This is a genomic window from Bacillus sp. JJ1533 (genome assembly GCF_036965045.1).
Lineage (GTDB): Bacteria > Bacillota > Bacilli > Bacillales > Bacillaceae_L > Ferdinandcohnia.
This window is the reverse complement of the sequence record NZ_JBALOV010000013.1, coordinates 44,308-57,713: the sequence shown is the minus strand read 5'-3', so window position 1 is coordinate 57,713 and position 13,406 is coordinate 44,308. Positions and strand designations below refer to the sequence as shown.

Annotated in this window: 4 protein-coding genes; 2 read left to right on the top strand and 2 right to left on the bottom strand. The window is 38.0% G+C overall.

From position 1 onward, the window contains the following. The first annotated feature begins 93 nt into the window (after nt 1-93). Complete coding sequence (locus V7138_RS06850; protein WP_335395295.1) at nt 94-3,957, top strand: carbohydrate binding domain-containing protein; 3,864 nt, start codon at nt 94-96, stop codon at nt 3,955-3,957. 65 nt (nt 3,958-4,022) lie between these two features. Here the strand turns inward: V7138_RS06850 and V7138_RS06845 are convergent, their stop codons facing one another. Continuing rightward, nucleotides 4,023-7,070: an FIMAH domain-containing protein gene (locus tag V7138_RS06845; protein ID WP_335395292.1), complete on the bottom strand. Its 3,048-nt coding sequence runs from the start codon at nt 7,068-7,070 to the stop codon at nt 4,023-4,025. Nucleotides 7,071-7,173: 103 nt separating this feature from the next. After that, nucleotides 7,174-9,153, bottom strand: a complete 1,980-nt coding sequence (locus tag V7138_RS06840; protein ID WP_335395290.1) for a WD40 repeat domain-containing protein — start codon at nt 9,151-9,153, stop codon at nt 7,174-7,176. Between the two features lie 402 nt (nt 9,154-9,555). Here V7138_RS06840 and V7138_RS06835 point away from each other — a divergent pair, with 402 nt between their 5' ends. After that, nucleotides 9,556-13,398 carry a cohesin domain-containing protein gene (locus V7138_RS06835; protein WP_335395288.1) on the top strand — a complete coding sequence of 1,281 codons (3,843 nt, stop codon included), beginning with the start codon at nt 9,556-9,558 and terminating at the stop codon, nt 13,396-13,398. Nucleotides 13,399-13,406 lie beyond the last annotated feature (8 nt).

Genomic DNA, 13,406 nt, shown 5'->3' with positions numbered 1-13,406 from the left:
GGTTTTCAAAAAAAGATGTAAACGTTTCCTGGTCAAGTGAAGGGAGGCTTACTAACGATTTTATATAATACAAACTTAAGGGAGGTTTGTTGGTTGGGTAATCGAAATTTAAAAAAGTCGATATTGCTTACATTTTGTTTAACTCTTTTATTTGGTTTAATCGCTCCTTATTCTAGTACTGGAACGCTCAAGGCTTCCGCAGAAACAGAACCATACGTTGTAGTAAACGGAGGTTTTGAAGAAGTTGTGATCCCCGGGTGGAGCCTTGTTACGAATAATCAATTAACGAGTATCAGTGTTAGTGATGAACGTGCGAAAACAGGTACATACAGCCTACATTTTAAAGATTCGAATTCGAATAATCCAGGCGGGAATTTGCAAGTGACAAGCGAGAAGATAACCGTCACATCTGGAGAGGCATATACTGCAAAGGCATTTGTAAATGTTGTAAACCAATCACATAGCATTGGTTATGAGGTTCACTTTTTTAATGCTGAAAATCAAAAGGTAGGTAGTGCCGCCTTCATTAATTTTCAATCAGCAGCCTTAGGATCGAATCAATGGACTGAAATCAAGGTGCCTTTCACTGTTCCAGATGGTGCAATACAAGTTGAACTTCGATTCAATTCAGGACATCCATCAAACACAGATGCATACTTTGATGATGTTAAAATTGTGAAGGATTCTGATGCTACTGAAACGATTCCATTAAACGCATCGTTTGAAGATGAAGTGAAGCATCCAGGATGGAGCAGTGTAACCAATAACCCATCCACGAGTATCGAATTTACTGGCGAGAAAGCACGTACAGGAATGAAAAGTCTATATTTTAAAGATGAGAATAACAATAATCCAGGTGGGAACTTGCAGGTAACAAGTGATAAGATTCCTGTTACAACAGGTGGATCTTATCTTGCAAAAGCATTTGTGAATGTTGTTAGCCAATCTCATAGCATAGGATATGAAGTTCATTTTTTCAATGATGAAGGACAAAGGGTCGGAAATGCTAGTTTTATTAATTTTAGTGCAGCTGTTTTAGGAACAGAAAAGTGGACCGAAATTCAAGTTCCTTTTGATGTACCAGAAGGAGCATCACAGGTCGAGCTTCGTTTTAATTCTGGTCATCCCTCTCTTACAGAAGCATATTTTGATGACGTAATGCTTGTAGGTACTTCTAGTGAAGAACCTCCAGTTGACGATATCCATACAGAAGTAATTAATCCTAGCTTTGAAGTTGCAGTCGTTGATGGAGAAATCCCTGGTTGGACATCAGAATTTGAAGGTCCTGGTATTCAAGTAACAACCGATAGAGCTCGTACTGGAACACAAAGTGTCCATTTACATGATACAACTGATAAAGCAGGTGTGAGCATTTTGAGTGATAAAATAGCAGTTGATGCCGGGGCATCTTATTTACTAACTGTTTATTCAAATGTTATAAGTCAGACCCATAACGTAGTAACGGAAATTCGTTATTTTGATGCAAATAACAACAGCATCACTCAACATCGGGAACTGAATGGAAACCTTCCGAAAAATGAATGGACTGATTTAAAAGTATTTAGTGTTGCTCCAGATAATGCAGCTTACGCAAGACTCGCATTCTATTCTGGTGGGATTAGTTTTACCGAGGTTTATTTTGACGATGTTACCTTTGAGAAAGTTACAGATGATTCTCAATTTGACCGTGAATATGCAGCATCTATTAATCTAGGAGAAATGGTTAATGTTCAACTAGGACAAGCAGGTACAATTCAGGAAAATAGCCTTGGTGAAAATGAAGTATACTACCATTCTAACGGTGCCCCAGGTACGTTTTCCGTCCTAGATGCTGAAACTGGTGAGCTCAAGTTTTCCAAAGTGATTGAGAACACAGAAGCTGTATGGGCAATTACAATTGGCCCAGATAAAAATGTATACTTCGCTAGTACTTCTGACGGTAAATTATACCGATATGTACCAGAATTAAAAGAAGTCCAAGACCTCGGAGCTAATCCTTCTGCAGCTTGGGTATGGGATTTAGAAGCAACAGAGGATGGGAAGATTTATGGTGCTACTTATCCTGGTGCAGGTGTATTTGAATATGACATAAATACAGGTGAATTTAAAAATTTTGGTAGTGTAACAGACCAGGATTATGCACGTGGACTAGCTGTGGATGGGGATTATATTTATGTTGGAACTGGTACAATAAAGCATCTGTATAAGATCAATCGACATACGGGTGAAAAAGAGGAGCTTATTCTAGAAGGACATTCGGGTGAGAATGGATTCATCCAGGATGTTTGGGTTGTGAATGGGAAGCTTCTTGTGGCTGTTTCAACCGTTAATATGATTGTTGTTAACCCAGAAACAATGGAAGTTGAAGGTTCTTTCGGATTTAGTAATATGATTTCCGAACCTGACCCAACACAACCTAACATGATTTATTATAAAAATGGAACACAATTATACAAATATGACTTGAATACAAATGTAGAAACTTTAATCGAAGACCTTCCAATTCTTCCAGATACTCCTCGGGTAAAGGATATGGCTTGGATTACGTTATCTACAGGGGAGATAGTTTTGGCGTTTGTTACACAATATGGTGAATATATGTTATTCAATCCAAAAACAAATGAACTGAATTTTGTCGCTTTAGACCTTGCTGCAACAGCTGTAGCAATTCAGTCACTCGAAACGGGCCCAAATGGAAAACTATATATGGGCGGCTATCAGCGTGGTATGAGTGTGTATAATCCTTTCACGGATGAAATTGAAGTAAATATTTCTTCCTTTGCTCAACCAGAGGGGATTGGATTCTTGAATGACAAAGTATATTTTGGCACATACGTGGGTGCTATTATGTACAGTTATGACCCAAATCAGCCTGTTGACTTAAATAGCAATCCACAGCTTGAATATGATATTGAAGATGAGCAAGATCGTCCATTTGCAATTACGTCAGGGGATAATAAGCTATTTGTTGGTACAATTCCTGATTATGGCGTATTAGGTGGGGCACTAGCTATCTATGACGAGAACACAGGTGAATGGTTCCAACAACGTAATGTTGTTCAGGACCAAAGTATTATTAGTTTAGCTTATCATGATGGAAAATTATTTGGTGGTACTTCTGTATGGGGTGGATTAGGTATCGACCCGAAAGCGACTGAAGCTAAAATTTTTGTATGGGATGTTGAAAAAGGTGTGAAAATTGCAGAATTCACACCAGAAATTCCCGGAATTGATGTTACACCTCGCATGATTGGTGATTTATCAATCGGGCCAGATGGATACTTATGGGGTGCTATTGAAGGAACTATTTTTAAAATGGATCCTGAAACCTATGAGGTTGTGGATAGCAGGATGATTCGACCAAGTTTATATAATAGCAGCAAATGGTTCCCTTACCAGCTCGTGTGGGGGCCAGATGGCATGCTATATACAACTTTATCTCGTAAACTGATAGCAATTGACCCTGAAACGTTAGATTATAAAGTTCTTGTCGAGGATTTTATGAACAGTATGACAGTTGGAGTTGATGGAAGCATCTATTATGCTGTAGGTAGTGAGCTTCATAAAATTGCTGTACCTGAAACAGATGCAACCTTAAGATCCATCACAATTGACGGGGAAGAGCTTAAAGGTTTCCAACCTGGTTCTATTATTTATACGTTAAATGGTGAACAAACTGAAAATATTGAGGCAGATGCTACTCAAGAGGTGGCAGCTGTAGAAATCGTTCATTTAACTGATAAAGCAGAAATTACAGTTACCGGTAAAGATGGAAAATCAACTCTAACGTATACAATCGTTTGGACGGATGAACCATCCGAACCTGAAGACCCGGGTAAGCCAGGAAAACCTGATAAACCAGAAAAACCCGAAAAACCGGGTAAACCTCATAAACCAGGAAAGCCGAACCCAGGAAAACCGAAATCAGGAAAACCCGACAAGCATGGTAAGCAATAGTAATCATTATAATGTGACTAACAAAAAATGGTCTTCTGCTCACGCAGAGGACCATTTTTTCATATTTACCTTTTGAATGCTTCCTCAATAGAAGTGACATTATTGAGTAATGTAATTTTGATATCGCCACCAATGTTACTATTGTTAAGATGCTTCCGGAAATCTTCAAGATGTTTAAGTGCTTGATCTTTCTTCCCATTTTGGTAATGCTCATCAGCTTGTGCTAAGCGGTTACTTAGTTGTTGAGCGACTGAATGAGGCATGGTCTCTGCTTTTTCGAACTCGTTGATTTGCTTTGTTAATGTTTCGGTTGTAACATCAACAGTTATGATAAGCGTATTTGTTCTGATTTCTTCTCCATTATAGGCGACGGTTGCATAAATCTCAGTTGTTCCTGCATTTTTTCCGGCAATTTTGCCATCCTTAATGGCAGCAACATCAGGATTTGAATTAATCCACTCTATTTGAGCTCCTGCTAAATTGATTGTATTTCCATTTACGAGTGTAACTGTTAAATCAATGTTTTGCTCCGTACCTTGTTGCATTGATTCATTTTCGACAGTTACAGTTCCATTTTCAAGTGGAACAGGTAGCTGATTCAAGTTATGGTCAGATGAATAGTAAATATTTCCTTCTTTATCTACATCCATCAAATTGACATTACCAGTAACCAATTGTTTACTTTTCATTGTTTTTGGATCGATAACAGTTAGTGTACGAGCAGCAGTTGTGTAAAGGAAACCTTGGTTATCCCAGCGAATGAAAAATGGTCGCCATTGACTTCCTCGGTTTACACCTTTATAAAGTTGTGTACTTTTTATAATTTCTCGATTATCTGGATTCATGGCGAAGATAACTGTGTTATAAGCTCCAGCCTCATCTAGTCCCCATGCTACACCCCAGATGTTTCCGTCGGGACCTACAGACAATTCACCAATCATTTCTGGCTTTGCTAATCCATCTACATCCAGGTCGAATGCTTCATGTTTCCCCGTTGCTACATCATATTCAAACATTTTCGCTTTTGGTTCCGTCGGGTCAATACCTAGACCACCCGATATTGTGGAGCCTCCAAATACTGTTCCGTCTAGATAAGCTAATCCGATGATACTTTGATTTTTTATGATATTCCGAATTGTCTCCCACTCATTCGTTTTAGCGTTATAAATGGTAAGTGCTCCACCTAATCTTCCATAATCAGAAATGGTTCCTACAAAGAGCTTGTCATCTCCAGATGCAAATGTGAAAGGTCTGCTTTGATCCTCCTCGATGTCTTGTACCAACTCTGGATTTTCGCCACTTTTACCACCTGAGAAGGTAAATGGTCGGTTTGGATCATATTTATAAATTTTAGCGCCACCATATGTGCCAAGAAAGACATCGCCATTTAAGAAACCAATTCCTTCAATTTGGTGAGGATCCCGTTTTTGTAGGATGTATTGATCTATCGCCGTATCAAAGACTCCAAAAGAACCTTGATACCCACCCATATAAATCTTTTGATCTTCACCAATTTCTAAGCTTTGCATTAACAGACCTTGCATGTCCACTTCAGGGTAGCTGACCTTTACAGTATTTGTAGTCGGGTCAAAAATTGAATATTCGATCTGATGATGTAAAATAGCCAACACATCTTTGCCGCTTTCATCCTTTATCCAACGCATCGCTTTTGCAGGGGTAGCAGGCAGCTGTACCGTTGGTTCTACCTTTTCTGTCTTATGTGTGGTCATATTGTAGGTCCATAATTGCTGTGTATTTTTATTAATGTAGTAAAGAAAATTTTCATCATATGGAGAAGGGGATGAAATAAGCCCATCAAAAGTATGCTCATCTTGCCAATTCATTGTATTCTTTTCTTCACCCGTTGTCTTGTCAATCGTTACTAATGAAGTTCCATATGCAACAAAAACAGAATTACCATATTCCCAAATATTCGATATGGATGTGGGTGTACCGGTAATTGGTAGTTTGATTTCAGTTCTCTCTCCAGTTGCGAGATCCATCTTCATTAAGAATGCAGTTGTACCCATTCCAACATATAAACTATCTTCCGTAATTCCAAGTCCGCGTGCATATTGTTGACCATCATAAAAAGTTCCTAAATCTTTAAATTGAGCAGATTCAATATCATATTCGAATACTTTTGCATTTGGATAGGTTGCTCCGTATATTTTTCCATCATGAGAAGCCTCTAGCTGCCAAACCCAATTGTCAGATGGATTTTTCCCGAGTTGCTCTAATCGTTTTTCTTTCACAACATATCTATATAGTATTCCATTATATGTGCCGGCAAAATAGACATTCCCATCCGCACCTACAACCATTGCCCAAACGACATCACTTCCTGGGAGGTCTGCAGAAAATATTTTTTCTCCCGTCTTAGCATCAGCTGCATAAAACGTTGCTGGTGAACCGTTTGTAGCATAGTAGAGTTCACCATCTCCAATTGCAACTCCTTGAGATTTGGCAGCCAACGCAGCTGGACCGTGATTAATGGGTTTACCAAATTCGATAGGGAAGTCTAAAATATTCGATTCTTTTTCAAAAAATCTAACATCATCATAATATCCTTTCATATTGGATGTAGATGATTGGTAGATAAATATTTTCACTCCTTTTGCACCGGTTGGGGCAGTTGCTTCAATATCTACGGTTTGCCATTTATTGAACTCAGAAACATCAAAATACTTTGCAGAGTTTGATATAATCGTCCCACTTTCATCTAGCCAGCGAAGCCATATACCTGGTTTTCCAGTTAATTCTTCAACATACAGGCTGGCTGTTAATTTATATTGATTACCTTCCGTAATACCAATTTCTTGGCTGAATAAGCCCACTACACCATTATTATTAACAGCTAGACTTTGGTTTCCAGTACTTACAACTTTATTTGAAATACTCATTCCGGTCTTATAGCCTCCCGTCCAATATACCCATGATGGTGTATCTGTCTCGGATGTAGGTTTTGCTTCAAAATCACCGTTCTCGACACTTAATTCTTTCCAATTATCTTCAGCAGCTACGGAATTCGATTGTTGGTAATAGGGAAGAGTGGAGAAGACGAGTATTGTTGCAAGTAAAACGATAGAAAAAAGTCTCATTTTTTCTTTCAATTCATATTCCTCCTGGATTCGTCATTTTTTCTGACAGGTAAAACGAATTTACCTGTCAGATTTGATAAGAGGTTATAGCAGAGAAATGTATCTCGCTGCTAATCTATCTTTCATATTGATATAGCTTGGTACCTCTAGCAAAATAGATATTGCCATCAGGATCCATTGCAAATAGTTTGGTATCCTCTGCTAATACTTCATGATCCAATGTATCGGGGTTAATTTTCACTATATCTCCCCGTACTTGACCGTATAAATAACCATCATCAAACTGTAAAAAACCTTCCCGCCATAAATGACTAATTGAATCCCAATTTACTTGATACAGTTCCTTTGTCTCAACAACCTGATTAATAGTCGTGTCGAATTTAAATAAGATGCCAGAAGTAAGCCCCCATAGGTTTCCATCATCATCAAAGGTTAGGGCTGAAATGGCTTTTTCACCTGGAACTGGAATGGTTTCAAATTGCTTTTCACCCGTTTGCATATTATAAACAAACAACTTCGCTTCATTTTCTGTAGGAGCAATACCTAGTCCGCCCCAAACAGAAGTACCACCATATAGAAGCCCATCCTGATACGCCAATGAAATGACACTTTGATTTTCTACGATATTCCGGTGAAGAGTATAATCATTTGATGCTGGATTAAAAATCGTTAAAGCACCACCTAGTTGTCCATAATCCGGAACTGTTCCAATAGCTAATAGATTACCAGCAGATTCTAAAGCAAAGGGGCGATCCTGACCCTCTGATTTCAAGCCGAAATGTTCAACTGGATTTATACCCATTTCATAGCTTTCAGTAGGATCGTAGGAATATAAGAACCCGCCTGGATAAATTCCCATATACAATCGATTTTGATGGGCAATCATTCCTTCGATTTGTCCAAGCCCCTTATTTTCAATAACTTGACCAGTTTCATAATCATATTGGGCAAGTCCACCAGATAAATAGCCACCAACAAAAATATTACCGTTAGGGCCTTGCGTTAGGGATTGGATACTTACCGGTTGACCACTTAATTGTCCTTGTAAAATACGATGATTTCCAGTGATTGGATTGTAGTGACGAATTTTTCCATCCCAAGCAATTGAAACTAATGTCTTTCCAGGAAATTCACTATTTTCGAATTGCGCCCAACCGAAATCTCTTGCCGAGAAAAGATTGTCAAAACCAGTAGGTGTTAATTTTAATGAGTTTAAATCGTATGAGAAGAGTTGTTCGTTTTTGATAAAATAGACCAAGTTTCCAGGACCTGGTTCGGATACATCAAGTCCATTAGCACCCTCAATTTCATCCACAATATTCATTGTTTTTAAATCATAAACGAGAATTGTATTACTAGAACCAGTTGCCCTTGCAAACATTTTATTGCGAACTACATCAATATCATATATATAGGTCCTTTTCGCATACTTTTCAGGTAGTGGAATCTCAACTTTTTCACCTGTATGTATATCTAGTTCGATTAAATTTGCTCCTTGAGTTCCAAGTCCTACATAAAGTTTATTCTTATAAACATCAAGTCCTCTGGCATATTGCTGTCCATCTTTTACTTGTCCATAATCGCGAAATTTCTTAGTTTCAGGATCATATTGAAATACTTTTCCGCTTGGAAAGGTTCCCCCGTAAATGCGGCCATCTTCATCTGATTTTAGACGCCATAAAAACGATTCACCTGGGATTGGATTTCCTAGGTTTTCTACATGGTCTGCACCTGGTACATATTTAAACAATGAGGCATTAGAGTACGTTCCGATATAGACATTTCCCATAGGATCAACAGTGACTCCCCATGCACCACTTGCTCCATCAAGTGGAAAATTTGCAATGCGCTCTCCAGTTTTTGCATCTAGTACGTTAAACACAGCAGGGGAACCGTTAGCGACAGCGTATACCCAATCTTCCCCATTTGGGCCTTTTCCATAATCAGCTGCAGGAACAGAAACAGAATTAAGTACGGTCCCAATCTCACGAATATGGCCCTCTTCAGCAGATATCTGATGGTTACCAATGACACTTGAAAATAAAGAGAAGACTAATACTGTGATCAAAGAATACATGATTGATTTTCTTTTCATCGCTTTTCATCCTTTCATGTTTTGATAGGGATATGAGCACTTAATTGAAAAAATCCTTAGTTGTTCGACTCACCTTTATGAAATTGCACAAAATAAATTGCGAAATATACCTCCTTTCTTTCACTAAATCACTCTAGTTGTGCAAATGAGAGTGAAAAATTATTGGAAATTTTCTGATTTCAATTAAAGGATAAAGAAGGAACCTAGTCTTTAAAATGACGATAAAGATTTTAGGTCTATAGTAGGAGGGTGGTAGAACCGTGTTATCCTACGAAAGACGTGTTTACCTATATGCTAACTTAAAGACAGTTTTCAGACTTGTCACACAATTACGATATCAATACAATGAAATAGATTTAAAGATATTAACGTTTCTATTTAAAATAGGAGAGGGGTTATAATTTGGCGAAGATTAGGAAAGTAATAATGTTAACGCTATGTGTTTTATTAACGCTTACAAATTTGTTTCAAGGAACACCACTATTTTTAGAAACAGTAGGTGCCGCTACTACTTCAAGTACTATTCCTGTAAAGAATGGTAGTTTTGAAGATTCTGTAGTGGATGGCAAAATCACGGGTTGGACATCTATGTTTCAGACAGGGGACGGATTTACGTTTGAAGTATCAAAAGAACAAAGTGCAACTGGAGAAAATAGCCTTTATCTTTCAGACGAGTTTAGAGATAAATCAGTTGGTTTATTAAGCGATTCAATTGAAGTAAAACCAGGAGATTTATACACTGGTACTGCAATGTTATTCATGAAGGCAAATAGTACAGCTAGTATTCGCATTGAGTTTTATGATGAAAAGAATAGTAAGATTCAAACTGAGGAGTATGTCACACATAGTGAAACGTCAAAAGGCTTTCCAATCGAGCAATGGACAAAGGTCTCTACACCATCAGCTAAAGCTCCAAGTAATGCGAAATCCGCAAAAATAGTAGTCTATACAACAAGTTATGCAATTGCACAGGCATACTTTGATGATGTAGCGGTTGAGGGAGAAAGAGGGATAGAACCCATCGGAACAGATATACGAAATTCAAGTTTTGAGAAGCCTTTGTACAATGGGAATATTCAATACTGGGAATCATTATTTAATGTGGGCTCTGATTTCTATTATGAATTGAATAATGAAATCAGTGCTTCAGGTGATTTTAGTCTAAAGATATATGACCAAGTGAGAAACGGTTCAGTAGCTTTACAAAGTGATTATGTTTCTGTTACTCCAGGGGATACTTACACCGGTTCAAGCAAGTTGTATCTCAAAGATGGTGGTACAGCAAGTATTGATATTCGTTTTTATAATGAAGATGATGTTCGCATAGATGTAGGTGCCACTGAAATGCATTATGCATCCGGGAAAGACGTTCCGGTAGAGGAATGGAGCGATATTTATACCAGAGAGGTAGTTGCTCCGGCTGATGCAGTTTATGCACGTATGGTATTATATTCGACATCGTATCAAATAGCCGAAGCTTATTATGATGATATAGCGATACTTCATGAGGCAGATCAGTCACCAGCAAATCTGTCAATAACAGCACCTAAACAAATTGCTGAAGGAGAGACTTTTACAGTTACGTTAGATGCTACAAATGTAAAAGAGCTTTATCATATTCAAGGGGATGTCTACTATGATCGTGAAAATCTGCAATTTTTAGGTTATGAACCATTAGGAGATTTTGCAACAGAATCTGCTTCAGTAAACGTAGAAGAATCTAAAGGAAGAATAGGCATTGTGGCTTCTACAAATCCTGAGCAACCTATAAAATCTGACTCAAGTATGGTTCAATTACAATTCAAAGCAGGTTCTGAGTCTGGGCAAGCATGGACAGTCTTAAGTAAAGAAACAGTCATGAATAATGAATTTAAGCTTGGACGCGATCAAACTTCATTGATTACAATTGGAGAAATAAATGAAAAACTAGCAAACTTATCTTTTAGCCAGCCTAAAAATCTCAACCCCCCGATTGCAGATACAATCGGTTTGTTTGATGGACAAACTGGCGTGGAAGATGGTGTTAATGTCATGTATACAACCGTGAAAGGAATTCCGCCAATATTCCATGTAATCAATATTGATGAGCATAAACTTATCCGTAGCTTACCGATGGAAGGTGCAGGAGATGTTTGGAGCCATACGGTTGTACCGAACGGTGACGTATATGTTGCTGCAGGTGGACAGTTGTGGGTGTATTCTCCGATAAATAAGGACATTAAAAAGGTCTATACACATAGTACCGAGAATGTGTTTTGGGCACTTGAGCATGACGAAGAGGGCAATGTATATATTGCAACAGGTCCATTAGGGAAAATTATTAAATATGATCCTTCTACCCAAACAGCACATGATTATGGTCGACTAATGGGTCATATTAGCCAAGAATATGTCCGTTCGATTGATTATAGCAATGGATATGTGTATGGTGGAACATCGCTTGGAGAGATTTATAAACTTGATGTAAAAACAGGCGAAAAGATTGAAATAGCTTCTCCTCTAAATGAAGAAGGCTATGTATATGACTTAGATATTGTCGATGACAGACTGTTAATTGCACGTTTTGAAACGTCACAAACAAGGTATGTATATAATTTGGAGGCGGAAAAATGGGAAGATATTAAAATAGAAAACAGTAGTTCCGGTCTCCATCTTCCGAAAACATCTCTTGATGGGAAGATTTACATGCCCTTTAACGGGAAAATTGCTTCCTTTGATGTCAATACATTTGAGTTAGTTGAAATTGTAGATTTTGGTACAGGATTCAGAGGGGTAGATTGGGTTGAATCACCGGACCCTGAACTCCCAGGTACAAGTTTGGTTACGATGAATTTTGCAGGTAGCTATATCTTTTTTAATCCAGCTACTGGAAAAATCAAAACCATTACTAATTTCTTGCCACCATCACCTTCTATCACTCATGTATTTAAGAAGGGAGCAAACGGAAAAGTTTATATTACCGGTATGCAAGCTTCAAAGGCAGCTGAATATGATGTGTTTACAGAAGGATTGAAGCTTTTCCCAATGGGGCAAGCTGGGGCAGTCATTCCTTATCAAGACAAAGTCTACTTCGGAGTTTATCCGGGAGGGGCTTTTGAGGAATATATCCCAGCAAGTGGTGATAAACCTAAGAAACTATTTAATATTGGAGAAGCACAGGACCGTCCAATAAGTGGAATTGAAGTCAGAGGAAAAATCTATTTAGGATCGATACCTGACTATGGTGAACTTGGTGGGGCGCTAATGGTATATGACCCTGCTGGTCAAAACCCAAAAGAATCCTACAAAGTGCACCGGAATATAGTTGAAAATCAAAGTATTATTTCTTTAGCACATAAAGACGGAAAAATTTATGGCTCAACTAGTATTAATGGTGGATTAAGTTCTCAAACAAAGGCAACTGAAGCTAAAGTCTTTGTATGGGATATCAAAAATGAAAAGAAACTTAAAGAAATTTCTTTAGATATTCCTGGACTTTATAGCCCTCCCGCAATTGGTGGACTTTCAATTGGTCCTGATGGGTTACTTTGGGGAGCTGTAAATGGAATTGTTTTTGCGCTTGATCCAGAATCACTTGCTTTAATTAAGTATAAAAATCTATTCCCATCTGATGGTTCTTGGGGTCAATGGGGTGCTTATAATGTCGAATGGCATCTTGATATTCTTTACATGCAGCTTGGTCGCCGATTAGTTGCTATTGATCCGATTACCCTTGATTTTCATTACTTTGAGGATTCTGAAGCATTCACGATAGGGGAGGATGGACATCTTTACTATTCGCCACGTTCTAACCGAACATTAATGAATAAGGTAAGCATTACAGATAAAACACATCCAGGAAAATTACATCTTAATGGTCCATTACATGTTAAACAAGGTGAAGTGTTTGAGGTAGCTCTCTACGCCAATCAGGTAAATCAACTTGATAAATTGATAGCTCAACTAGACTACAACGAAAAAGATCTAAAGTTCATAACAGCAAAAGGGGTTGGCCCATTTAGTGAGAAGGGTACAGAATTAGAAGTGGAAAAGGAATCTGGCAAAGTAAAAATATCAGCTACATTACCTACAGGAAAGTCACTCGAGGAAGATGACAAAATTGCTGTACTTAAATTCAAAGCAAACAAAAATATAGACACAACTAGTATTTCTATTTTGAAAAATTCTATGGTTTCCTCTTTAAATAGCAAAGAATTCTTAGATATTAGAGAGGACCAAACAATCACGGTAAAAATTTTAAAGTAACAAGAAAA